Origin of the sequence: Dendronalium phyllosphericum CENA369 (genome assembly GCF_016056275.1) — a bacterium.
Taxonomy (GTDB): Bacteria; Cyanobacteriota; Cyanobacteriia; order Cyanobacteriales; family Nostocaceae; genus Dendronalium; species Dendronalium phyllosphericum.
In genome coordinates this window covers 1-24,414 of sequence record NZ_JAECZA010000034.1, presented here as the reverse complement: position 1 = coordinate 24,414, position 24,414 = coordinate 1, and the positions used below count along the sequence as shown (strand labels likewise).

19 protein-coding genes are annotated in these 24,414 nt (G+C 42.1%); 10 read left to right on the top strand and 9 right to left on the bottom strand.

Features of this window, described 5'->3' with window-relative positions; genetic code table 11:
• Positions 1 to 226: 226 nt before the first annotated feature.
• Together I8752_RS10765 and petN are read right to left on the bottom strand one after the other, a co-directional pair.
• On the bottom strand, positions 227 to 388 hold the full coding sequence (locus tag I8752_RS10765; protein ID WP_214432306.1) for a hypothetical protein: 162 nt from the start codon (positions 386 to 388) through the stop codon (positions 227 to 229).
• Between the two features lie 7 nt (positions 389 to 395).
• Entirely contained in the window at positions 396 to 485 is a 90-nt protein-coding gene (gene petN / locus I8752_RS10760) for a cytochrome b6-f complex subunit PetN (RefSeq protein ID WP_010998401.1), read from the bottom strand.
• Between the two features lie 199 nt (positions 486 to 684).
• On the opposite strand from petN, the gene I8752_RS10755 reads away from it, so the two are divergent.
• From I8752_RS10755 to I8752_RS10745, 3 genes are all read left to right on the top strand, one after another.
• Entirely contained in the window at positions 685 to 2,568 is a 1,884-nt protein-coding gene (locus I8752_RS10755; RefSeq protein ID WP_404827085.1) for an ATP-binding protein, read from the top strand.
• A gap of 132 nt (positions 2,569 to 2,700) precedes the next feature.
• The gene (locus tag I8752_RS10750) at positions 2,701 to 3,972 is read left to right on the top strand and encodes a sensor histidine kinase (protein WP_214432305.1); all 1,272 of its coding nucleotides are present in this window, start codon (positions 2,701 to 2,703) and stop codon (positions 3,970 to 3,972) included.
• 192 nt (positions 3,973 to 4,164) lie between these two features.
• A complete protein-coding gene (locus tag I8752_RS10745; RefSeq protein ID WP_214432304.1) occupies positions 4,165 to 4,620 on the top strand; it encodes a hypothetical protein in 456 nt (151 codons plus the stop codon).
• 60 nt (positions 4,621 to 4,680) lie between these two features.
• Here the strand turns inward: I8752_RS10745 and I8752_RS10740 are convergent, their stop codons facing one another.
• Both I8752_RS10740 and I8752_RS10735 read right to left on the bottom strand, forming a co-directional pair.
• Positions 4,681 to 5,292, bottom strand: coding sequence for a 2OG-Fe(II) oxygenase (locus I8752_RS10740; RefSeq protein ID WP_214432320.1), 612 nt, complete (start codon positions 5,290 to 5,292; stop codon positions 4,681 to 4,683).
• Between the two features lie 25 nt (positions 5,293 to 5,317).
• Positions 5,318 to 6,238 (bottom strand): histone deacetylase family protein, encoded by a 921-nt coding sequence (locus I8752_RS10735; RefSeq protein WP_214432303.1) that lies wholly within the window; start codon positions 6,236 to 6,238, stop codon positions 5,318 to 5,320.
• A 260-nt stretch (positions 6,239 to 6,498) separates the two neighbouring features.
• Between I8752_RS10735 and I8752_RS10730 the strand changes: the two genes are divergently transcribed.
• From I8752_RS10730 to I8752_RS10710, 5 genes are all read left to right on the top strand, one after another.
• Positions 6,499 to 8,472: an iron uptake porin gene (locus I8752_RS10730; protein ID WP_214432302.1), complete on the top strand. Its 1,974-nt coding sequence runs from the start codon at positions 6,499 to 6,501 to the stop codon at positions 8,470 to 8,472.
• A 266-nt stretch (positions 8,473 to 8,738) separates the two neighbouring features.
• Positions 8,739 to 9,875: a hypothetical protein gene (locus tag I8752_RS10725; RefSeq protein WP_214432301.1), complete on the top strand. Its 1,137-nt coding sequence runs from the start codon at positions 8,739 to 8,741 to the stop codon at positions 9,873 to 9,875.
• Between the two features lie 362 nt (positions 9,876 to 10,237).
• Entirely contained in the window at positions 10,238 to 10,909 is a 672-nt protein-coding gene (locus tag I8752_RS10720) for a DUF1361 domain-containing protein (protein WP_214432300.1), read from the top strand.
• A 421-nt stretch (positions 10,910 to 11,330) separates the two neighbouring features.
• Entirely contained in the window at positions 11,331 to 12,506 is a 1,176-nt protein-coding gene (locus tag I8752_RS10715) for a baeRF7 domain-containing protein (protein WP_214432299.1), read from the top strand.
• A 60-nt stretch (positions 12,507 to 12,566) separates the two neighbouring features.
• Entirely contained in the window at positions 12,567 to 13,373 is an 807-nt protein-coding gene (locus I8752_RS10710; RefSeq protein ID WP_214432298.1) for a hypothetical protein, read from the top strand.
• A gap of 98 nt (positions 13,374 to 13,471) precedes the next feature.
• Here I8752_RS10710 and I8752_RS10705 read toward each other — a convergent pair whose 3' ends face one another.
• Complete coding sequence (locus tag I8752_RS10705; RefSeq protein ID WP_214432297.1) at positions 13,472 to 13,990, bottom strand: hypothetical protein; 519 nt, start codon at positions 13,988 to 13,990, stop codon at positions 13,472 to 13,474.
• Between the two features lie 106 nt (positions 13,991 to 14,096).
• Positions 14,097 to 16,433, bottom strand: coding sequence for a putative PEP-binding protein (locus I8752_RS10700; RefSeq protein WP_225895584.1), 2,337 nt, complete (start codon positions 16,431 to 16,433; stop codon positions 14,097 to 14,099).
• 424 nt (positions 16,434 to 16,857) lie between these two features.
• Here I8752_RS10700 and I8752_RS10695 point away from each other — a divergent pair, with 424 nt between their 5' ends.
• Positions 16,858 to 17,310: an MgtC/SapB family protein gene (locus I8752_RS10695; protein WP_214432319.1), complete on the top strand. Its 453-nt coding sequence runs from the start codon at positions 16,858 to 16,860 to the stop codon at positions 17,308 to 17,310.
• Between the two features lie 22 nt (positions 17,311 to 17,332).
• On the opposite strand, the gene I8752_RS10690 is transcribed toward I8752_RS10695, so the two are convergent.
• The 3 genes from I8752_RS10690 to I8752_RS10680 all read right to left on the bottom strand — a co-directional run bounded on the left by I8752_RS10690 (position 17,333) and on the right by I8752_RS10680 (position 22,258).
• Entirely contained in the window at positions 17,333 to 17,746 is a 414-nt protein-coding gene (locus I8752_RS10690; protein ID WP_214432295.1) for a hypothetical protein, read from the bottom strand.
• Positions 17,747 to 18,056: 310 nt separating this feature from the next.
• A complete protein-coding gene (recF, locus tag I8752_RS10685; RefSeq protein WP_214432294.1) occupies positions 18,057 to 19,184 on the bottom strand; it encodes a DNA replication/repair protein RecF in 1,128 nt (375 codons plus the stop codon).
• Between the two features lie 212 nt (positions 19,185 to 19,396).
• Positions 19,397 to 22,258 carry a cation-translocating P-type ATPase gene (locus I8752_RS10680; protein ID WP_214432293.1) on the bottom strand — a complete coding sequence of 954 codons (2,862 nt, stop codon included), beginning with the start codon at positions 22,256 to 22,258 and terminating at the stop codon, positions 19,397 to 19,399.
• A 292-nt stretch (positions 22,259 to 22,550) separates the two neighbouring features.
• Between I8752_RS10680 and I8752_RS10675 the strand changes: the two genes are divergently transcribed.
• Positions 22,551 to 24,221 (top strand): transglutaminase domain-containing protein, encoded by a 1,671-nt coding sequence (locus I8752_RS10675; RefSeq protein ID WP_214432292.1) that lies wholly within the window; start codon positions 22,551 to 22,553, stop codon positions 24,219 to 24,221.
• Positions 24,222 to 24,414: the final 193 nt, after the last annotated feature.

Genomic DNA, 24,414 nt, shown 5'->3' with positions numbered 1-24,414 from the left:
CAATCTTATGATTCCCTCAGTTATGGAAAAGGTAACAGTGATTTCCTATGTCTGTAGATAAAAAAGTGTAGGGACATAATATTTAGAGACTTTCAAATCAAAAAATACCACTAGCTAAGAGTTAATTGTCGACCATTAACAGTCAAAAACCAATAGTAAAGAGTAATTTTTTGGTAAAAGTTCTCCTATCCTGTCCCTACAAAAATATTGTGCAACTACAAACGAATTATCGCCGTTTAGGAGATGTACGTCGGAGTTCGCGTTTTTCTTGTTCTCGGCGACGGCGATCGCGCCAGTCTGCCAGCGTCAAGTATCCAATGCCACCAGTAACCGCTACCAGCAGCACAAAAGCAACTAAAGCCAAAATACTCAGGAATGGACTTTCCACAATTCCTCTACAATCCGTTACGTCCCCAAACTACCATTGCAATTGACCAAGTAAACACGACCAAGAGTGATACCCAACCTAGTGTCAAAATCGCCATAGTCTTAATTTTTAAAACAATTACGAAACGTCTCTAATATTTATCATACTGGGAAAGCAGGGATCGCAAACAAGGCATCATCTTCTGTGGGACTTTCCAATCGAGACAACTGTAAAAAAAATGCGATCGCGCTTTACTACTCACCCAAATGGGAATACTAACGGTTACAGGTATTTCAAATCTAGTAACCTCTAGTATCATGTTGACTTTCAACTATCCTTTCCATTCCCTCGGTTTTATTGCCCACGGACATTGTTATCTCTGGAAAACTGGACTAGTTTGGCTGCATATTATTTCTGATGCCACTATCGCCCTTGCGTATTATTCGATTCCTTTTCTCCTGATCTACTTTGTTTCCCAGCGCAAAGATGTTCCTTTCAACTGGGTCTTTCTGTTATTCGGTGCTTTTATCATTGCCTGCGGTACTGGACACTTAATAGAAATTTGGACGCTTTGGCATCCAGATTACTGGATTTCAGGTAGTATCAAAGCTTTTACGGCGATTATTTCGATTTATACGGCATTTGCATTAATTTATCTCATGCCTCAAGCTCTGACACTGCCAAGTCCAGCCCAGTTAGAAGCTATCAATCAAGTGCTTTCAACGGAAATTGTAGAGCGCAAGCGCATCGAGCAAGAATTACGCCAAGCTGAAGAAGTTGCAAAAAACTCCAGTCAGGCCAAGAGTGAATTTCTTGCGAATATGAGTCATGAGCTACGTACACCACTCAACGGTATCCTCGGCTACACACAAATCCTTCAACGCACAGAAGCCTTGACTGAGAAAGGACGTAAAGGAGTTGGTGTTATTTACCAATGTGGTTCTCACCTATTAACCCTGATTAATGATGTCCTGGATCTCTCCAAAATAGAAGCCCGGAAGCTGGAATTACACCGTGTAGATTTTTACTTACCTGCGTTCATCGACAGTGTAATTGAAATTTGCCGTATCCGCGCAGAACAAAAAGTCATTGCCTTTCACGTCCAACTCGATCCTAATTTGCCAACGGGCGTTTATGCTGATGAAAAACGCTTGCGACAAGTATTAATTAACTTACTTAGTAATGCTATTAAATTTACTCATCAAGGCAGTGTTACTTTCAAAGTCAAGATCGTTAGTCAAGAATTAAACAATCGGGAAAAAACCACATATAAAATTCGCTTTGAGGTAGCAGATACTGGTACTGGTATCGCCCCCAAACAAGTCGATAAAATCTTCTTGCCCTTTGAACAAGTAGGAAATCAGAAACGACAAAGTGAAGGTACTGGTTTGGGATTAGCTATTAGCCAAAAAATTGTTTTATTGATGGGCGGTCAGATTCAAGTACAAAGTGAAATAGATAAAGGTAGTACTTTCTGGTTTGAAGTACAATTGCCAGAATCTAAAGAGTGGGCAAAGGTTTCAAGAGTAGTTGAACAAGGAACCATTATTGGTTATGAAGGGTCAAAGCGCACTATTTTGATTGCAGATGATAAATGGGAAAATCGTTCGGTGATTGTCAATTTACTAGAGCCAGTAGGGTTTACTGTTGTAGAAGCTAGTCAGGGTCAAGAAGGATGGGAACAAGCTCTCGCCTACAAACCAGACTTAATTATTACCGACTTAGTAATGCCGATATTAGATGGATTTGGGTTCATCGCGCGTTTGCGCCAGTCTTCTGCATTTAAAGAGATTGCGATCGTCGCTTCGTCAGCAAGTGTGTTTGCTGTTGACCAATATAAAAGTATTGATGTTGGTGCAGATGCATTTTTACCAAAGCCTGTGGAAGCGGAAACACTGCTGGAACTGCTACGACAATTTTTGCAATTAAATTGGATTTTTGATGGCACGGTAGATGCAATCAAAAAAACTGATGCAGATAGTTTAGAGCATCCATTTGAGATGATTTATCCTGGCAAAGAGGTTTTACAACAGTTACTTGAACTGGTACAAGACGGGGATATTCAAACAATTTTAGAAATGGTTAAACAACTTTCGGAAAATGATAAAAAACTAAATACTTTTACTCAGCAGATTATACAACTTGCTAGCAATTTTCAACTAAAAAGGTTGGAAAGTTTTATTCAAGAAAACATTAATTAAAGGACTCGTTAATTCAAGAATACTATTATGTAATAGTTGACTGTTGATGATAACATTCCCAAAACGATCGCGCCAAATACTTTATTTATTGAGGTTCTCTACTTTTAAGTAATTTTCACTTTTAAATTCATCATGAACAAGACCGAAAAATCTGGATTTATTTTGATTGTGGATGATAATCCCACAAATTTGTCCGTTCTGTGCGAAGCACTCAATAGTGAAGGTTTTCGTTTCCGCGTTGCAGTTGATGGCGAAAGTGCGATCGCTCAAGCCGAACGCAATCAACCAGAGTTGATTTTATTGGACGTACAAATGCCAGGGATTAGCGGATTTGAAACTTGTCGTCGCCTTAAAGCTAATCCTCTGACTGAAAACATTCCGATTATTTTCACTACAGCTTTAGCAGATACCGAAAGCAAAACCAAAGGATTTTTTTTAGGGGCTGTAGACTATATCCCCAAACCGTTTGCTCATGAGGAAGTCATCGCTAGAGTGCGCGTGCATTTACAACTGAAAAAACTGACTGAATCTTTAGAAGAACAAGTCCGCGATCGCACTACTGCTTTGCAAAAGGCTCAAGTGCAATTGGTGCAGCAAGAGAAATTATCAACACTCGGAGAGTTAATCGCTGGTATTGCCCACGAACTCAACAACCCGATAAATTTTATTAGTAGTAATATTCCACCTTTGCAAGAATACCTTGCAGGAATAACCTATATTCTTCAACTCTATCAAAAAGATTATCCCAACCCAACAGCTCAAATTAACACTGCTATTAAGGACTTGGATCTCAACTTTGTTCTCGAAGATTTGCCAAAAATTTTGAGTTCGCTCAAACTCGGAACGGAACGAATTCAGCACCTTTCTAATTCCCTGCGTAGCTTCTCTCGCTCCGATAGCGATGCCAAACTACCTGCGGATTTGCATCTAGGACTAGATAGTACGTTGATGGTTTTGCAACACCGCCTCAAAGCTAATAGCGATCGCCCCGCTATTGAAGTTATGAGGTGTTATGAAAAATTGCCTATGGTAAACTGTTATATCGGGCAGATGAATCAAGTATTTATGAACATTCTGGCAAACGCAATTGATGCCCTAGATGAAGCCATAATACAAGGCAAAATAAAAGATGGAATTCCTCAGATTAAAATTGCAACAGAAATAAATGCCGAACAATGGGTTGTTATTCGGATTGCTGATAATGGGATGGGTATTCCCGAACGAATAAAACAGCGGCTATTTGAGCCTTTATTTACCACAAAACCCGTTGGTAAAGGTACTGGACTTGGCTTATCCATAGCTCATCAAATTATTGTGGAAAAACATCAAGGCTTATTGAAAGTAAAGTCTCAACCAGGTATGGGAACTGAGTTTACGATTAAAATTCCGAATATACAAGAATAAAATATAGTGTTGTTTTCTAAATAATAGGGCTTACCATGGGTTACGGAAAATCGAACCATAGAGGCGCAGAGTTCACGGAGTAATGAGAATTTGAGAGGTATTTTGCGTAAGTCCTAAAAAATTAGAAAACGTTTCTATTATTTTGCATACTGGGGATTGAGTACTGGAAAAATTTTCTTATCCCTAGGTAATATGAACGGAATTTCAGATAATCAACTCATGGCTGAACGCTTAGAATCCCTGAAAGCTGGATTTGTTGGGGGTTTTTCTGTGTGTTTTGCTTTTGTTATTACCTGTCTTGTCAACACTCTCGTTCTGGCAAAATATTTCCCTAGACTCGCCTCTTTGCAAGTTCATTTTAATTGGCACTGGTGGGTAAGTGGAGGAATTGCCATTGTTTGTGGTTTGCTGTTTGGTGTCACTTACCGCTATATCATCCGTTCAGATAAAAATCCTCAACTGCAAGCTGGTGGTGTGCTAGCTTTTGGCTTAGTGCGGGGATTAACTCAGGTAGAAGCTGGTTGGAATGTTGATATTTTACCTTGCGTACTGTTAGCTGGTGAAAGTGTATTATGGTTTGCAATAGCTGCGATCGCTATTAATACTGCTATTCAACTTGGCTGGCTTAAATCTTTTCCATCAATATGAATTACTTGCTCAAAATTGAATTTTGTAGTTTAACAAGCAGGTGAGAACTAAGCTATCAAGCTACTTTCTTTGCTTTTTTGCAGACTGAACTGCTCTTGACTCTACTATAAATGGTGGGATTTCTTGAAGTTCAACCTCGGTCAAACTATACTGTTCGCAAACCAAGCTCAAGCGATTTCCGGGAGTTTTTACAGCGTTGACAGAGTGGGTGAGATCGCCTTGAAAATAAACTAAAGTATTCACCTGAGGCTTAATTTGCCCAAGTTGGCGTTTGGGCGATCGCAGTACCAGTTCTCCTCCCTCCAGATTGGTAGGAACTCGCACATAAAGGACACTGACAACTAAAGGCGGTTCAATGGTTTTGCAATAAGAACGCAAAGAGCGATCGATATGCGGATCGACGCGGGAGCCTTCTTTTAGCTGTAAAGGATTGAGATAAAAAGCGTTACAGTGAGGCTGGAGAGCTAAATCAAGGTAAGGTTTGAAGTAGGGAAACTGTTGTTCGACTTGTGTTAAGTGCGATCGCTGGAATACTACAGAAAATCCCTTAGTACATACAAAATCGCGGTTGAGGTTGTTGATCGCAAAGTAAGGACAAGCCTGAATTTCTCCCCACAAGTTGTTTAAGTAATCGTTGGGGAAGGCGTTTGGTTGTTGTTGATAATGTTTCACTGTAGATGAGAAGATGGGGCGATCGCTAAAGTAAGCAGCGTTCAATTGTTGCTAAAACTGATTGAGAAAGTGTTGAGAAATCATAGCCGCCTTCTAAGCCAAATATAATTTTCCGAGTTATCCCCAGACAATAGTCAGTGAATAAAGCATAGTCTTGCGGTTGTAAATTAATACTTGCTAAGGGATCGTCTGCATTGGCATCATAACCAGCACTGACAATTAATAAATCAGGCTGAAAGTTGGCTAAAAACGGCACTACCTTGTTTTCCCACAATGGCTGATATACAGAGATATCGCTACCAGGAGGTACGGGCAAATTTAACACATTATTATGAAAGCCGCACTCGGTTGCTTTGCCAGTACCGGGATAACAAGGATACTGATGTAGGGAACAGTAGGCAATTTGTGGATTAGTTTCGACGATCGCCTGAGTACCATTACCATGATGCACATCCCAATCTAGAATGGCGACACGGTTAATTCCTGCTTGTTCTAGGGCATAGAAAGCAGCGATCGCCGCATTGGAAAATAAGCAAAATCCCATTCCTGCATCGCTTTCAGCATGATGTCCCGGCGGACGTGCCAATACAAAAGCCGGATTTGCTGTTGCTAGCACAGCATCAACTCCATCTAGCCAAGCACTCACAGCCAACAATGCCACATCATAACTGCGCGGTGAAACAGGCGTATCGCCATCCAAATAACCACCGCCACTAGAGGCGATTTGCCAAAGTTTCTTGATGTAGTTAGGCGTATGGGCTTGCACCAATAACGACATTAAAGATGGTTTTTCTGGTGTTGGAGTAGGCGATCGCCATGCAATTTTTTCTGCAAATGTCGCTTTCTTCAAGGCGTTGACAATCGCTTTCAAGCGTTCTGGGTTCTCTGGATGGTAGTTTCCAGTCTTATGATCCAGAAACTCGTCAGAATAGATGACTGGCAGCATAAGCGAAAAAGTTTGACAGCAGGACACTTAAGCCATTGTATCTTCATCAAAACAGTCCTGCGGAGCCACTGCATAGCTTTGGTCAAAACAGTTAAAGGTAGCCTTTCCTCTCTTGCAGCCCTGACTCAAACTATGATTTTTCATTACTTAACTAAAATCAGGAAGTTAGTAAATTTTATAACTTTTTATTTAGAGAATTTCCTGAATAACACTAACTTCTTCCGTCAAAAGAAGTAGTGGTGTTAGTCAACTGATATACAATGAGTGATATAAGTCTACTGATGGCTGGAATATTGACAGCAGGGCAAACAACTGCGCCCAATGATTTGCCGAAACAACCTGTAATTCAGTCAAACAGAGCAGTACAAGAATCAAAGCAGGAACAATTATCTCAAATATTCCCACCTGCTGAAATTACACCACCTGAATTCGTACAGCCAGACGGTAATTTTAACGTCACTACATCAAATCAAAATAAAGAGTATCGGAATTTACTTACAAAAATCAAACAAAAGAGTCACTCTCAAATCTCTTCTATTTTGGCTGAGTCCCAAGATTCCCAAACTGTAGCAACTCAAACGCAAAAGCCAGAAAGCAAAAAACAAAAAACAGGAATTTTATCTCCCCCTACTTCCTCATCTCCCTCATCTCCCCCTACTTCCTCATCTCCCCCATCTCCCCATCCCCTCGTCTCTAATCCTCCCATTTACCCAGCGCAAGAATCTGACACTCAAGAACCAGACAACCAGATGTCTCAAATAACATCAGTGTCGCAACTAAATGATGTGCAGCCCTCTGACTGGGTTTTTGGCGCTTTACAGTCTATAGTAGAGCGCTATGGTTGCATTCCTGGAGCTACTGCTAGTACTCGTGCTATTACTCGCTATGAATTTGCCGCTGGTTTAAATGCTTGTTTAGAGCAGATTAACGAAATTAATAACAATAAAATCAATACTCTTAACAAAGAAGATTTAATTTTACTGCAACGCTTACAAACCGAGTTTCAGAGTGAATTAACACAATTACAGCAGCGTGTGGCAACTGTAGAAGAACGGCATAACAAATTGCAGGCAAATCAATTTTCTCCAACTACCAGATTATTTGGTCAAGCTATTTTTAGCGTACAGGGGACAAATAGCACCGATGTAGATTTATTTCCTAGAGATGGAGTACCCGAACGTCGAGGACAAACGAACCTGACTTTTGCAGATAGCGTACAGTTAACGTTAGCAACTTCGTTTACAGGACGCGATTTACTGCTAACAGGGCTGTCTGCGGGAAATTTAGGTTCTAGTGCGTCTTTGCTGTCTACCAATATGGGGCGATTGGGTTTCGAGTCAAATACAGAAAATAATCTACAAATTACCGATTTGTCTTATCGATTTCTACTCTCGGATAACTTGGGAGTTGTTGTCGGGACAGCTGGTGTCAACCCAATTAATACCTTTCGTGGCATTAATCCCTTAGAAGGTTCTGGTGACGGTGCAATTTCTCAATTCGGTCAGCGTAACCCTATTTTAAGCATTGGCAACGGCACTGGCGGTATAGGGTTTGACTGGCAAATTAGCGATCGCATCAGTTTGCAAGGTGTTTATAGTGCTGAAATTCCCGGTTTTCCTGGTAATAGCCAAACGGGGGGATTATTTGGCGGTAGATTTACCGCTGGCGCTCAACTTACTTTAGCACCCACTGACAACATTGATATTGGAGTGCATTATCTTTATTCTCATTCTCCTGATGAATTATTGGGAACCAGTATCGGTGATGCTCAATTGATTTCTCCTTTTGCACAGCCTACAGCTTTCAATACCCATGCTGTCGGTGCAACTGTGGCATGGCGCGTTAACCCGAACCTACAATTGGGCGGTTGGGGTGGCTTTTCTTCTTCAAAGCCAGTTAATCTCTCTGGAAGCGTAGAAACCACAAATTGGATGGTGTTTGCGGCTTTTCCTAATTTGCTGCGTTCTGGCAATTTAGGCGGTATTCTCGTGGGACAACCTCCCAAAATTACTTCTAGCACCTTGCCCGATGGATTTAATTTTCCTAACTTTTCTAATGGGGGAACGCCAGGCGGACGCAGTGATACATCCCTCCATGTAGAACTTTTTTATCGCGCTCAACTCAACGAACATCTGGCGCTGACACCAGGGATATTTGTGATTTTTAATCCCGATCACAACGCTGCTAACGACCCTTTAGTAGTTGGGGCATTAAGAGCAACCTTCCGGTTTTAATTTTGTACTGATGTAAATGTAATCACAAGGGGTTTAACCCCCTAGTAAGTATTGAGTAAATACTTGCGATCGCTTGCAATTCTTATTTATCTGCCTTAATTACCCAAAAATGGCATTTAAAATCAGTTGGCATTAGTCATCTACCGAAAGCCGAAAAACAGCAACTAGTTTATCAAGCAGTTACATTTTGAACTTTTTTGTCACGCAATAGGAGCGGAGACTGTAAACCTATGCGTGTTTTTTAATATCAATTAAGGAGCATTTTTATGCAATTAAGTTCGTCAGCTACTAAATTTGGTTATGTAGTTTTAGGTAGCAGCAGTTTAGCAGCCTTGCTTGTTGGTTTGGGAGATACAAGCGCTTCCGCGCAAATTACCATTCAAAGCACTGGCGCATTATCAGGAACTATTCAACTTCCCAACAACAATCCTAATTTCAATAACAGAGTGACTCGTGTTGATACCGATTCCAACGGTACTTACCAACGCAACACGGGTTCTAAGAGTAATCCTAATTATGTTACTGTCTACCAGTCTAATTATGTGAAAGTAGAAACACGCTCAGACGGCAGTCTGCATTACTTTGTTGACTTTAAAGGTATTCCTGTTATCTCCTTTGATGGCGTTCTCAGTTCCTCGATTCTGTCTGGCGGTACGTTGACACCGTATACTTACCAAGGAAAAGTACCAGGAACCAAATTTCAAGGCGTAGTTCAGGATGAATTTGGACTCACAAAAGCCTTCTACACAGGTATTGTCACCGATCCAAATACTGGAAAGCAGTATCAAGGAACCTTTCAGGTAAGCGGACAAGGGCCGCGATATAGCGATCGCAACGGTGGTCTAAGTCCTACAGTCTTTGATTTCAAGTCTGATTTACCGGGTAAGCCAACGGTCACATCCTGGAAAATGAACAACGTACCTTTAGTGAGATTGACAATTACAGTACCAGCCGATGCTACTCCCATCAGTAGTAATAATACGCCAACTCCCACACCTACACCCACTCCCGCACCTGTTGTGAGTAATACGCCAACTCCCTCACCTACACCCACTCCCGCACCCGTTGTGAGTGTTAATAATACGCCGACTCCCGCACCTGTAGTAAGTGTAAATAACACACCGACTCCTGTAGTTGATACGAGTAGTGCGATCGAAGCAGCACCGCAGGCATATACTTCGCAAACACCAACAGTAGAAACAAATAAGGCTAATTTTTCGACACCTGTTACTACACCCAATATTGAATTCAGTAGCGGTAATTCATTTGCAGCTAATCCCGCAAGTTTAGCAGCTTCTACTGTCACCTCAAGTAGTTGTTCGACAAATTCTATCGATTGCCGCGCCAGACGTAATACCTCTAAACAGGCAATTGGCCCCCGTAGTCGAGTGTTAGTGCGTTAATCTAGGAGCTAAGGAATCAGCAATCTGAATTATTCTGGAATTAAGCCCAGCCAAATTGAAGTTAATTTAATGGCTATGGCTAGGGCATCTTTCAAAAAGACAAATTCTATAGGAAGTTTTTATTAGCACCAAAAGTTGCTAGTAAAAACTTCCTTTCTGTGACAGATTTACCCTTGATGATTTTCTGGCTATACTATGTGTTTAAGCTGGTAAAGTGAAAAATTAAGCATTAGCCATTTTTACTGTCCAGTATAGAACACACAAAAACCTTTCTCTGTTTTGACAGTTTCACCAAGTAATTACTGAAGTTAAGACTACAGAGCGAATCCATATCAATCACGCGTCTTGCCAGTCAGCATTTTATGAAAGAAGAATTCATTGAATTGATAGCCAGAGTTTTGCAGGTCTTGAATATTAACAAGAGCTGGATGACTTGGAATTTGTTTCTAGCTTTTATACCTTTAGCTTTAAGTGTTTGGCTATTTCGTCGTAGCAACCGCGGTCGCTCTTGGGTTTGGTGGCTAGGATTCTTGGTTTTCTATGCTTTTTTACCAAATGCGCCTTATCTGTTAACTGATATAATTCACTTGATAGATGATATTCGTACAATTCAATCTGTGTGGATAATTACCCTGATACTCATTCCTCTTTACTCAGTGGTAATTTTAGCCGGATTAGAAGCTTATGTAATATCTTTAATTAATTTGGGTCACTACTTACACCGCATTGGCAAAAGTCAATGGATTTTATGGGTTGAACTGATTACCCATATTCTTTGTGCTGTTGGAATTTATTGGGGTCGGTTTTTACGTTTTAACAGTTGGGATTTTATTACTCAACCCGATGCCTTAGTTACCAAAGGTGTAGAGGAACTCTTAGGTAAACAGCCGTTGGTGATTATGGCTATCACTTTTACGATCCTGGTAAGTTTGCAGTGGATTATGAAACGCGTTACTTTGGGTTTTGTAGCGCAACTACATAAAGGAATAGCTATCAAATCACAAAGAACTAACACTCCGAATCTGGATAATTGAAGATTTTTCTCTAAATAGCTGCTTACGATAGCAATATTATTTAATTTGTGAAAATTTAAAGCCATACATCCCCGACTTATAAAATAAGTTGGGGATATTCGTTTTACAGAATGATTTAGGATACTACAGCAAAGTGCTGAGTGCTGAGTGCTGAGTGCTAAGTAAAAACCCAGTTTATGTAAGGCTTTGAACAATCGCAATTGTCTTAAGAGGTTGTTTAAAAAGTAGTTTGCAGGTAAAAGCGATATTGATTGTGGACGACCAACCTGTTCTCTCCTTTTCCCCTCTATTTTATCCATCTTCAGAATGGTGTCCGTGGCGGATAATTTCTTATCAAAAGAAAGATGAAATCTCTTGATTCAGGTATTGAAATAAATACATAGGGTTCAGCTTTATATAGACTGGATAGGAGTTTCATAATATGACGATATTATCTATTGATGAACTAAAAACTTTAATCGAACATCCTCATAGTCCCTGCGTCTCTCTGTATATGCCTATGCAAAAAGCAGGGCCAGAGATTCGACAAAACCCAATTCGTTTTAAAAATTTAATCCGTGAAGCTGAGGAACGCTTGGATGCGATAGGGATTCGCCATACTGAGGCGATAAACTTTCTCCAGCCGGCTATGGAACTCGATACAACTGATTTTTGGGAACATCAAGACCACGGGCTGGCAATATTTATTTCTTCGCAGGTATTTCGCTATTACCATCTACCGATGGAGTGTCAAGAATTGGTAGTTGTGAGCGATCGCTTCCATCTCAAGCCGTTGCTACATTTAACTAATAATGATGGTAAGTTCTACGTCCTCGCTCTAAGTCAAAAGGATGCGAAGTTTTTTGAGGGAACGCGCTCCGGTCTCAATGAAGTAGAAGTAGAAAATATGCCTAAAAGTATTGATGAAGCTCTACTCTACGACGAAACCGCTAAAGAAGGCCAATTTCGCATAGCTACACCCAAAGGTAGCACCTCAAATCCTTTTACGCGATCGCAACCAGGTGCATTTCACGGTCAAGGAAGTCCAGACAGAGACCAGCACCAAGAAGCGATTCTGCAATACTTTCACGCAATTGATGCCGCATTGCACGAGAAACTGCGAAATCGTAAAGCTCCTTTAATTTTGGCAGGAGTGGAGTATCTGCATCCTATTTACCGAGAGGCGAATAGTTATCCTCATCTCCTAGAAGAAGGAATTACCCGCAGACCAGAACTTTTCCAGGCGGAAGAATTGCACGCCGAAGCTTGGCCAATCGTTGAACCTCTATTTCATCAGTCGGAACAAGATGCAATGGAACTTTATCAACAACTCGCTGGCGAAGTTACTGGCAAAGCCTCTAGCGATCTTAAAGAAATCATTTCAGCGGCTTACTATCAAAAAATTGATTCTTTGTTTGTACCAGTAGGACAACAAATTTGGGGTGAGTTCGATTCAGATTCAATGGCTGTCGATTTGCACCCCCAACCACAACCGAATGATGAAGATATGTTGGATTTTGCTGCTATTCATACGCTTTTAAATGGCGGTACAGTTTACGTTGTGAAGCCAGAACAAATGCCTAATGATGCGCCGGCGGCGGCAATTTTCCGATATTGACCGTTTTTGTAGTGTTGTATACAGTTGAACCAGCTACATACAACACCCACAATCGATACTATGCGTGCCTTGATTAACCAATCTGCGATCGGTTTAGCTATTTTGAGCATGACGGCTGTATTATCACAGCCTGTTAAGGCAGAGGTAATTACCGGACAATCGGGCAATGTCCGAGCAGAAATATCCTTTGACAAACTAGAGGAATATCAATACAAAAATGTGCGGTTGCAAATTATACGGGCGGGTACAACTGTTTTGGATAAAAAGCTGCCGCAAGAAAGTGAATATGACCGACCTGTTGAGGTACTTACAGACGACAAAAAGTTACCAGTGCTAGACTTGGACGGCAACAAAGAACCAGAAGTAATTGCGGATTTTTTTACAGGCGGCGCGCACTGTTGTACCTATTCTTTGATTTACCGTTATGACGGCAAGTCTAAGCAATACATTCAGACTCGTCATGAATGGGGTAATAATGGCTATCGTTTGCAAGATTTAGACAAGGATGGACTGCCAGAATTTGATAGTCAAGACGATCGCTTTGCCTATGCTTTTACATCTTATGCGGCTTCTGGCTATCCCCTGCAAATTTGGCAGTATCGTCAAGGAAAAATGATTGATGTGACTCGCAGCTATCCCAAGTTAATCTACAGTCATGCTGCGGAACAATGGCAAACTTACATGGAGGCACGGCAACAAGGTGATGATGGCAAAGGATTTTTAGCATCCTATCTGGCAGATAAGTATCTACTTGGTCAAGGACAGGATGGTTGGCAGCGAGTGCAGCAAGTTTATAAGAAAAGCGATCGCACTAAATTCTTTGCCGATTTACGTAAGTTTTTACGGGAGACTGGATATATTCGATAAGTTGGTAGTGAGGAGTTAACAGTACTTCTCACTCTTAACGGCTAAACTCGCTGGCAATAGTAAACTTTTGGCTATGAAGTCTAACGCCATATTCTGCCTTAATCAAATGAGTAACCTGCAAAAAAGATTTCTACTGGCTGATTCTCTGTATAAAGAACAATGTATCGTCCTTCTCCACGACTAATGCTAGACCAAAATTCTTCACAAGCATCTAGGTCTTGCTCCTCTATCAAGATAGATTCAACCATTTCTCGTGTTGGTTTATCAGTTCCAAATAGTTCTAGCAAATCATTCCTAGATATAGGAGAAACAGCTGAAGATTCAGGAACGAGTGAAATACCAAGCATATCCAAAATAGAAGCCGTTCCCTCACTTCCATACTCATCAAGAACAGCTTCAATTGCGGCTTGGACATTACCGTACTCTTCGATTAACTCTTCGGGAGATTCTTCAGAGTTAATGTAGTCTCGGTCAAAATTCTCTAAATTACCAAAAAAATGTTCTAAAGCACCAAACCCATAACGTCCTGCACAAAATTCTTGTTCGCGCAGAACTTGTAATGCAGAATTAATGTCTGTGCAATGAGGAACAAAGTAATGCCAAGGTTTTCCGCCCATGATTTTTTGACTCTTATGGAGTGAACTGAAACTACTTTAAACTGCCCTCAAGTCTTCCTAGATTAACAATATTAGCTGCCTCACTACCTCAAGCAGCCTGATTTAGTTATTCAAGTTTGCGTCGTGCTGCTGCTAAAATTAAACTTTGTTCGGCACGAGCGATCGCTTTGTATGTTCGCTCAACTGCTTCCGGTTCCACAGAAATAGAAGTAATGCCCCATTGCACCAGTTGCTCGATAATTTCTGGATAGAGCGCTGGTGCTTGACCGCAGATCGAACATGGTATCCCCGCAGTTTTCGCCATTTGAATCAGTTGGGCGATCGCACCCATTACCGCCGGATGCCGTTCGTTATACACTTTTGTCAGCTGTCCTTGTTCTCTATCTACTCCTAGTAGTAGTTGCGTAAGGTCATTAGTACCAATGGAAATTCCGGCTACACCTGCTTTTACATATTCTGGCAGTAAAAATAACACACTAGGTACTTCTGCCACGATCCATAATTCAAACTGGGGTATCTGGGTTAACCCGACTTGCTCAACTTTCTGCCGACAAAAGGAAAACTCTGGGACGCTGCGAACAAAAGGCAACAACAGGCGAATATTGCTGTAACCTGCTTTTTGTACAGTTGCTAAGGCTGTTAGTTCTAACTCAAAAACTGCGGGATTGTTGATATAACTGAATGTACCGCGATCGCCTAGTATTGATGACGAACTATCAGTCGATGATGAGAACTCGTGCGATCGCCAATCTAAAGAGCGATAAAATACTGGTCGTGGTGCAAAACCACGAGCAAACTGCATAATCTGCTCAGTCCATTGCTCTAACAATTCTTCTTTGTGCCCACCTAAGAGCCACATATTAGGATGTTGTCCCTCCAGCGTTCCCAGTAGCATTAATTCTGAGCGCAACAATCCTACCCCATCCACAGGTAAGCTTTGTACTTGCTCGATTAAGCCAGGCTGACTCAGGTTAACCAACAGCTGGGTGGCAATCATGGGTAGATTCGGGATAATAACAGGATGGGGTGATGGCGTAATTGGGCGATTGGACTTGAGTTGTTCCCCGTCTTCTTTTTTGTCTACTCTGTCTTCTCTAATACGATATACCTCGCCGCGATCGCCATCCACAAGCAGCCGTTCGCCGTTTTCAATTATGACTGTGGCATCTGTGGCACTTACCACTGCTGGGATACCCAGTTCTCTAGCCAAAATCGCAGCATGGCTCGTCAATCCTCCCTGCTGTGTAACAATACCAACGACTTGTTGCAGTAGCGGTAGCCAATCTGGTGTAATCGTCGGTGCTACTAAAATTACTCCTTTGGGTATTTGTTCTGGTCTGTGTTGAGAATTGCTAATTATATAAGCCGTCGCTGTCGCTCGTCCCGTTGCTGCGCCCAATCCTTTAATAAACTGCAAATTGGGAATCGCTGATTGGGGGCTACTAACTTGCGTGATACTCAAACGGGGAAGCCACTCGCCGATTTTGGTTGCCAAAGTTGAACTAACTGACGTAACAGAGCTTTCCTCAGAAATAGTCCACTTAATAGTAAAGCTTTTCCCTAAGTCACTCATCAGTTGATTTCCCAGAGTGATTATTTGTTGCAGGTATTCTTCTTGTAAAGCGTACTGTTTTTGTTGGGCTTCCTCAAGTACATAAGCCAATATATCAGGATTTTCCGCTGTTATTACTGACCCAGCTAGAGATTGCGAAGCATCTAGTGCAGCATCATGAAAGCGATAAGCCAGCATTTTATTGCCTAGATGTCGCTCTAGGACAACTCCTGTGTCTCCTTGGATGTAGTATGTATCTGGTAGTACATCGCCTTGGTAAATTGCTGTTCCTAATCCCCAAGTAGCCTCTATTTTCCATTTCCCAGAATTGGCATTTAGTAAGCCGCTAGCGATCGCATTTTGAACGGGCTGCACCAACACTGCTAAATTAATTTGTTGTAAACTAATTCCCACCTTTTGCCAATACAGTAAACTTTTGGCACGAAATAGCTGGCTCCAAGTGTGCTTTAATGCTTTAGCGATCGCTTCTTCATCGCAGTCACAAAAGATTGATTCTAGCAAACCAGATGTATTCCCCAAACTTGGCATTACTGTCGATAATGCTAGCGTTGGTCGCAAAATCAGATAATTAGTTTGCCATTCTTTAGCTGCCTTAAAGATTGTACTCACCCACTCTGGTGGTACAGTCGCTGTTGTGATTTCTTGACGCAAACGACCAGCTACTTGCTGAAGTTGTCGCCAATTAGCTACATCTAGGTGTAACGAAGAATCAGGTAAATCAGCGACTAATGACTCTGAATTATTAAGAGTTTCTAAGAATTGCCGTAAAACGTCTGCTGAAATCACAAAACCGGGTGTTACCGGATAGCCCCGCTGCATGATTCTGCTGAGGTAAAATGCTTTGTCACCTACTTTGGCGCGGTCTAGCATTTTGATTTTGTCAAGCCAATAGATATCCACTCAATTTATTTGTCGTCAATTATTAATTTGCTACTAGTATTCGACCAACCCAAAATTGCTGGACGAAGGTAAGCAGAGTCAGCAGACCAGATAAAGGGACAATAGAATTTTTTAAAGGTCTAATCACCATTTGTTTAACTTAAAACTCCTGTGTTTTTCGTCTAATATTGACGTAAATTATAAGTGAATTTTTATATCTTTTAGCAATAATATTCTTCTAATTAGACTAACAAGAAAATAGAAACTCTTGTTTTTTTGATAAAAAAGTATTCTGAAATATTTTTCAGCCTCACAATTTGGAGGTTTTGTAGTAAAATCCAGAAAACAAGGTTGATTTTTGGAACTACATTACCAAGCAACCGTAAAATGTAGTACTTTTTCTAAATATCCCGCATTGTTAAACACTTACTACCTTGCGCCCAATGATTTGCTAAACATTGTCTTCAGGCTGTGCCTTGCCTTGCTGACTGGGGCAATTATTGGAATAGAACGCCAGCTGAAGCAGAAACCAGCAGGTTTAAGAACTCATATGCTAGTGTGTCTTGGTTCGGCTGTGTTTACTATTATACCTATGCAAATAGATTCGCTACAATCACATCTTGATGCTCTCAGCCGTGTAATTCAAGGTGTTGCAACTGGTGTAGGATTTCTTGGCGCTGGAGAAATTGTACGCGAATCTTCGGAAAAATCAGCGCGACCAGAAATACACGGACTTACATCAGCTGCATCTGTTTGGGTTTCGGCTGGTTTGGGGATTGCAACTGGGTTGGGTTTATGGCAGTTAGCATTAGTTGGTGCTGTGCTAACTTTTATGGTTCTCCGCGTCTTTAAAAGATTAGAACATTGACTAAATAACGAATAATTAATGACTAATTAAATAAGGTCAGTGCTTTGGCAAAAATTGGTTCTTCTGACCTAGTGCGGAGAATTGATTTTACTAAATAGATAAATTCCCAATCTTGTTGGCGATCGTTCTCAATTGTTTTACTTGCAGCGTAAAAACTCACATCATTAATACAGAATTCATTTGTAGTACCTGTTTGCAATTCTGGTTTTCTCTTATCCCAGGAAATAGATTTACCGCGTAATGTAAATTGAAACCAGAAAATCTCATTATTATTTAATTCAAAAAAGACATCAAAAAAAGGCTCCTCACCTTGAAACCAAATTCTCGTCTTCCCAGCTTTTTGACTTTGCTTAAGCGATTTTTGCTCGATTGCTCGTAATGATGCACCTAGCGATGCAATCTCATCTTCATTTAATATGTCATTAGTTTTAGGCATAGTTATGAAATGGTTGTCATAAGTTCATTACAAAATAGAGCAAGTTTTCATAGAAAATTGCTGCAAAAATACTTCAAAATCCTAAAAATATAGTATTTTCAATATTTAATTTGCAAGAGCGATACTATAGCCGTCGCCAGTAGTGTTAGGACATCAACAGACGATCAAACCTAGACACAAAAAGACTTTTCACCCAGTCACCAGCTATAGTTCGTAATTAGTATTTAAGACTTGTAAAATTTTATCTAAGTTTCCAAGAAAACTATCTTTACTAGGCAACATGCAGCATTATCTAGGAATTTTTGATTTACTAAAGAGTAGCTGGTGATGAGATGATTTCTCCGGCTTTCACAAAAAGAATTTGGGAAGAATTCAACCACTGGGAATCAAAAGAACTCAGGTGAGTAGTAGTAATTAAGGTTTGAAAACGGTCTTGAATGGTATCGAGCAATTGATTTTGGCGAGATGGGTCTAATTCGGCTAGGACATCATCAAGCAAGAGCAGTGGAGGCTCTTTAACAACTTCTTCAATTAGTTGCAATTCTGCTAATTTTAGGGCTAATACTAAGGTTCGCTGCTGACCCTGAGAACCGTATTGACGAGCGGGTGTCTGGTTAATAGTCAATTCTACTTCGTCACGATGGGGGCCGACAAGAGTAGTGCCTCGGTACAGTTCGGCAACGGCTCGCTGTTGAATTTTGGTCAAAAATGCTTGCTGCACTTCTTCCGGTTGGTTTTGCACCAAAGGAACGCTAGGGGCATACTTGATTTCTAAAACTTCTGTACTGCCGCTGATATTAGCGTGCCAAGCAGCAGCGATGGGGGCTAATCTTTGAATGGCGCGATCGCGTCTTCTAATTACTCTTGTGCCTGTGGTCGCTAATTGGGCATCCCATACAGCCAGTTCTGATTGCTGAGTGCTTGGTGAGTCTTGATTTTTTTTCAAATAAGCGTTGCGTTGCCGTAATACATGGTTATATTGCTGCAAAATGTGAGCATACACTGGTTCGAGTTGGATTAAAAGTGTATCTAGCCAGTTGCGCCGACCTTCGGGACCGCCGCGCACGAGTTCTAAATCCAAGCTGGAAAACTGTACTGCATTCAATACACCGAGAAAGTCCATGTGTCGCCGCAGAGACTCGCTATTGAGGGCAACACTACGACGACCGTTGCGCCGGAGAGTTAAAGTTAAGTCACTAATGCCAGTTTCTCGCTCTAGGGTGGCGTGAATTTGAGCTACGTCTTCCCCTTCTTTGACTAAGTCGCGATCGCGTGCCATACGGTGCGATCGCAATGTCGCCAACAACTCCACTGCCTCCAACAAATTAGACTTTCCCTGAGCGTTATTGCCCACCAAAATCGTTTTGGCAGCAGTAAATTCAACCTTTTGCTCTTGGTAATTACGAAACTGTCTCAGGTGAATGTTTTTTAAGTACATAAAAACAAGAATTAAAAATGCAAAATTAAAAATGTGGACATTCCCTTTTTTCATTTTTAATTTTGCGAAAATTTGCCAGGAGGAGCCACTGCGTTGCGCGGGTTTCCAAGGCACTCCGTTCGGTCGCCAGACTTGAAGGAAGTGCTGCCGCGTTGAAACAAGTGGCGTTGGTTTCTCTCCGTAGCAAACTTTTCAAGGCGAATTTTTAATTTCTAGACACTTTTCTTGCCCATCAACCGTAGGAATAGCTTCTCCAATTCAATCCACACAAACATCAAGGCACTAAAGCCAATACAAATCCACAACTCTGTGGGACTTAGCCAGTGAGTACCAAAGAAATCTCGCAGAGGCGGAACATAAACCAGCATCAATTGCAAAATTGTGGTGACAACAACCGCTCCTAACACAAAGAGATTGGAGAAAGGATTCATCTCGATTGTCAGTCGGTTGTTAGAGCGAATTGCGATCGCATGACCCATTTGGGCAATACATAAAGTTGTAAAGACCATTGTTTTCCAAGCATCGCGATCGCCTTGATACCCTGGTGCATGGGTATGACTGTAAGCCCACCACATTAAAGCAATGGTAATAATGGCAAAAATGATACCAATGCGAATCATATAAGAACCCAAACCCCTTGCGAAAATACTTTCGCGGGGACTGAAAGGCGGACGCTTCATCACGTCTGGTTCTGGGGGTTCCACAGCCAATGCCAAAGCTGGTAAACCGTCTGTCACCAAATTCATCCACAAAATTTGTAAGGGGGTCAAGGGAACGCCTCCCAAACCAATTAGGGGTGCGGCGGCAATTGTCAGAACTTCGCCAATATTACTACCCAAGATGTACTTAATAAAGCGGCGAATGTTGGTGTAAACTACTCTGCCTTCCTTGGTGGCGGCGACAATGGTGGCAAAGTTGTCATCTAATAGCACCATGTCGCTGGCTTCTTTACTCACATCAGTACCAGTGATGCCCATAGCAATACCGATGTCAGCTTGTTTGATGGCTGGGGCATCGTTGACACCATCGCCTGTCATGGCGACAAATCTGCCGCGACGTTGCAATGCTTGGACAATTCGCAGTTTGTGTTCTGGGGCGACCCTAGCATAAATGCTTACCAAGTCCACATTTTGTTCTAGTTCTTGGTCGCTCATCCGTTGCAATTCTTGACCTGTGAGGACGCGATCGCTTTCTTGGGCAATTCCTAAATTGGTAGCAATTGCTCGTGCTGTTAACTGGTGGTCGCCAGTGATCATGATTGGGCGAATACCTGCTTCCCGACATTCTTGGACGGCTGCCCTGACCTCTGGGCGAGGCGCATCTAACATTCCCACCAATCCCAACCAGATTAAGTCTTGCTCGTATGTCTCTTCTGACCCTTCTGGCGGAATTTCTGCAAGGGGTTTATATGCAAAACCCAAAACTCGCAAACCTTTACTCGCCATGGTGTCGTTTTCTGCGAGGATTTGGCTGCGTTGTTCTTCTGTTAAAGAAACTGCGCGATCGCCTAAATAAATCTGCGTGCAGCGTCCTAAGACTATTTCCGGCGAACCTTTGCTAAACATAATGTAAGGTTCGGATGCGACCAAACCAGCAAGGGCGGGGTCAACTGAGGTCAAAGATTGTTCGCCCGTTGCTACTTGTTCCACTCGGCAGATCGCGCTCATACGTTTGCGTTCTGAAGAAAAAGGAAACTCGGCAACGCGGGGTAACTTACTGTTCCACTGATCTTTTTCGATACTAGCTTTCGCTGCCAGTGTTAGCAATGCTCCTTCTGTGGGATCTCCGATAATTGCCCAATCGGCATTTTGTTTTTGCAGCACCGAGTCATTACAAACAACACAGGCTACTAGCAAAGCTAAGACATCTGGACGCTCGTCTGCGGAAATTTTTTGCTCGTTTAATAGGAAATCTCCTGTGGGAGTATAACCTTCTCCTGTGACGCGAAAAGCGTGGCGATCGCCAGTGTAAATCGATTGCACCACCATTTTATTCTGAGTGAGAGTGCCAGTTTTATCAGAACAAATTGTGGTGACGGAACCTAATGTTTCCACTGCTGGCAGTTTGCGAATCAAGGCATTGCGGCGCACCATGCGCTGAGTTCCCAGTGCCAAAGTCACGGTAATCACAGCTGGTAAACCTTCTGGGACTACAGCAACCGCCATACTTAAAGAAACTTCTAACAGTTCTTGTAAGTTGCTAAAACCTCTTGCCTGGATGATACCGCCGATCACGACGATCGCGACTAAAATCAAAGAACCTGTTACCAGAACATTACCCAACTGGGTCATTCGCTGCTGCAAGGGGGTAGGTTCGCTCTCCACCGATTGCAACATGGTGGCAATTTTGCCTAGTTCGGTTTTCATCCCGGTGTTTGTCACCAGAACCTTGCTTCGTCCTTGGACAACTTCCGTTCCTTGAAAAACTAAATTAATCCGATCGCCTAAATCTGTTTCTTCTGGCAAAACCATGCTTGCCTGTTTATTAACAGCTTCGGCTTCACCTGTCAGTGCCGATTCTCGCACTTGTAAATTAGACGCTTCGATAATGCGTCCGTCAGCGGCTACTTGTACCCCAGCTTCCAGCAGCATCATATCTCCGGGTACTAGTTCTTTACCTGCTACCTCTATTACTTGGCGATTGCGAATCACTCGCACTAAAGGAGAGGCAAGTTTTTTCAGCGCTGCGAGGGCTTTTTCAGCGCGACTTTCTTGGACATAGCCGAGAACGCCATTGAGGATGACAATGGCCATAATGGCGATCGTGTCTTTGAATGGCACTTCACCAGGCTTCAAGTTGCCCGAACGCCAAGCCATGAGGTCTAAAATCCCAGAAATCAGAGCTACGGCAATCAGCATCAACAACATAATGTTTTTGAACTGATCCAGTAGAATTTCCCAAGGGCTGCGACCGCCACTTTCTTCTAGTTCGTTGGGGCCATATTTTTGCAACCTTTGTTCAATTTCTTGGGGTGTTAAGCCACTGTCTGCGTTACTATTAAGCAGTTTTAGCGCTCGCTCAACTTCCAAACTGTGCCAATTGGCAGCACCTTCAGGCAGAGAATTAGCAGACATCGTGTAATTCACAGAAATTGGTTACAAAATTCGATCATAATTTAGTGATGGCTGGAAAACCATCAACTAAAGTTACATTAGAGCTGTTATTAAGTTTTTTGAGTTTAAACGCCAGCGATCGCATTGAGAAATTTTCGATCTGTTGACATATATGTGTTATCTCCGATGAAAGAGTTTTTCGCAACACATTGTACTGAATAATTAATATTAGTAGAAGTCTCAGGTTTGGTTACAGAAGGATATATCAAAATTAATCCTAGGTGTGCTAAACCGTTGAACAAATATGCTTAATATGAGTTTTGCACTCCCTAGTTTGACTGCTAGCCAAATGTTTGGGTCAAGGACAATTCGACCGCTTACCGCTGCTACCTTAAGTGGCATTGCTTTCATCAAAGATACGCTGCTTGCCATTGACACTGTTAAAGGGCATCTACTAGAGATTGACCCTACCTCTGACAATAGCAAAATTCTCAATCCCCACCAAGTCAAAGAATTTAACGAAGTGACAGGTCTGGCAGTGTGGGAAGATACTCTATGGGTGACGCGCGACAAAAGTGTTTATTTGTCTAAGCTTGCTTCATTAGGTTTGGAGCATTTTGTCACTTTACCTTATGCTGCTGATGGCGTTGCTGTTTGGGAATCAACAGTTTATGTTAGTTGCCAAAAGCTAGGCTCGATCGTCATTTTCGACCGCGACACGCGCAAAGAGATCACCAGATTTTATGCGCCTGGGGTTGGCGTAGAAAATTTGGCAGTTAGTCAAGAAACTCTTTGGATTTGCGATCGCACAGAACAAACAGTTTACTCTCTCGATCGAGCCACAGGAGAAATTAACTTCAGCGTCCTCACGCCGTTTGATTCTCCGACTGGTATTGCAGTACATACCAATGCCGATACAGGCCAAGAAAGTCTTTATGTTGCATATGCTTCAGATGAGCCTTATATCCGGGATAATCCCAACGCTGACCCCAACTATGAATTAACCTACCGCGATCGCACTTTTATTCATCCCCTGTATTATCACAACGAACCAGATAAACATTACGCCCTCTCTAATGGCTATCTGATTGAAATGTCCTATGCTGAGGAAATTTCGCCATTAGAAGAAGTATACTTACCAGAAGTAGAATGGCGCATAGCCTTGCCCTCGGAAACAGAGCGCCAAAAGCTAAAACATGTTGAACCTATTGGTCTACCCTTTACAGAAGAAATTATCGATGGGCAACGGGTAGCAGTATTTAAATTTGATGCTCTCATGCCTGGCGAACGGCATATATTTGGCTGGAAAGCTCTGTTAGAAGTTCGGGGAATTAAGTATCGGATTACTCCCAAAGATGTAGAAGATATTCCCGAACTCCCAGAAGAATTTCAAAGTCGCTACTTGGTGGATGATGACGATTTGGCAATGGATACTTCCATCGTTCGCCGGGCTGCCCGCGATGCTATTGGCTCAGAAACCAATTTACTGCGGAAAATGTATAACATCCGCAACTATGTTTATGATGAGTTATCCTATGGGATTAAACCATATATTAATACACCAGATATCGTTTTAGAACGGGGTGTTGGCTCTTGTGGGGAGTATGTCGGTGTCTTGCTGGCGTTGTGCCGTTTAAATGGCATCCCCTGCCGTACAGTTGGGAGATATAAATGCCCAAATAGTGGCGAACAGCAAGGTGTGCCCTTACAACCCGACTTTAATCATGTTTGGTTGGAGTTCTACATTCCTGGTTTTGGCTGGTTGCCAATGGAATCAAATCCGGATGATGTCGGGTACGGCGGCCCTTATCCCACACGCTTTTTTATGGGTTTAAGCTGGTATCACATTGAAATTGGCAAAGGCATCACCTTTGAAACCGTAACCAGTCAAGGTGCACGCCTTACCAAAGAAGATGTGCCTATAGGCGATTTAGCGATTAATCATATCCGGTTTACAATTCTTAAAGAATTGCCACCTTTTTAGTCAGTTGTCAGGAGGCAGGAGGCAGGAGGCAGAAGGCAGGAGAACTATTTATTGTCTCCCTCATCCCCCTCATCTCCCCCTGCTCCCTCATGCCCCCGTTCCTCATCCCTAATCTGACTTTTCACGTCATCTGGAAAAAGGGACGGGGTGTGGGGTGTGGTAAGACTTTCATGATTTCCCCTACACCCTACCC

Excerpts from the sequence above, each read along its gene's own strand:
- petN (WP_010998401.1), bottom strand. The coding sequence starts at position 485 with ATGGCGATTTTGACACTAGGTTGGGTATCACTCTTGGTCGTGTTTACT.
- I8752_RS10755 (WP_404827085.1), top strand. The coding sequence starts at position 685 with ATGTTGACTTTCAACTATCCTTTCCATTCCCTCGGTTTTATTGCCCAC.
- I8752_RS10750 (WP_214432305.1), top strand. The coding sequence starts at position 2,701 with ATGAACAAGACCGAAAAATCTGGATTTATTTTGATTGTGGATGATAAT.
- I8752_RS10745 (WP_214432304.1), top strand. The coding sequence starts at position 4,165 with ATGAACGGAATTTCAGATAATCAACTCATGGCTGAACGCTTAGAATCC.
- I8752_RS10735 (WP_214432303.1), bottom strand. The coding sequence starts at position 6,238 with ATGCTGCCAGTCATCTATTCTGACGAGTTTCTGGATCATAAGACTGGA.
- I8752_RS10730 (WP_214432302.1), top strand. The coding sequence starts at position 6,499 with ATGAGTGATATAAGTCTACTGATGGCTGGAATATTGACAGCAGGGCAA.
- I8752_RS10725 (WP_214432301.1), top strand. The coding sequence starts at position 8,739 with ATGCAATTAAGTTCGTCAGCTACTAAATTTGGTTATGTAGTTTTAGGT.
- I8752_RS10720 (WP_214432300.1), top strand. The coding sequence starts at position 10,238 with ATGAAAGAAGAATTCATTGAATTGATAGCCAGAGTTTTGCAGGTCTTG.
- I8752_RS10715 (WP_214432299.1), top strand. The coding sequence starts at position 11,331 with ATGACGATATTATCTATTGATGAACTAAAAACTTTAATCGAACATCCT.
- I8752_RS10710 (WP_214432298.1), top strand. The coding sequence starts at position 12,567 with ATGCGTGCCTTGATTAACCAATCTGCGATCGGTTTAGCTATTTTGAGC.
- I8752_RS10705 (WP_214432297.1), bottom strand. The coding sequence starts at position 13,990 with ATGGGCGGAAAACCTTGGCATTACTTTGTTCCTCATTGCACAGACATT.
- I8752_RS10700 (WP_225895584.1), bottom strand. The coding sequence starts at position 16,433 with ATGCTAGACCGCGCCAAAGTAGGTGACAAAGCATTTTACCTCAGCAGA.
- I8752_RS10690 (WP_214432295.1), bottom strand. The coding sequence starts at position 17,746 with ATGCCTAAAACTAATGACATATTAAATGAAGATGAGATTGCATCGCTA.
- recF (WP_214432294.1), bottom strand. The coding sequence starts at position 19,184 with ATGTACTTAAAAAACATTCACCTGAGACAGTTTCGTAATTACCAAGAG.
- I8752_RS10680 (WP_214432293.1), bottom strand. The coding sequence starts at position 22,258 with ATGTCTGCTAATTCTCTGCCTGAAGGTGCTGCCAATTGGCACAGTTTG.
- I8752_RS10675 (WP_214432292.1), top strand. The coding sequence starts at position 22,551 with ATGAGTTTTGCACTCCCTAGTTTGACTGCTAGCCAAATGTTTGGGTCA.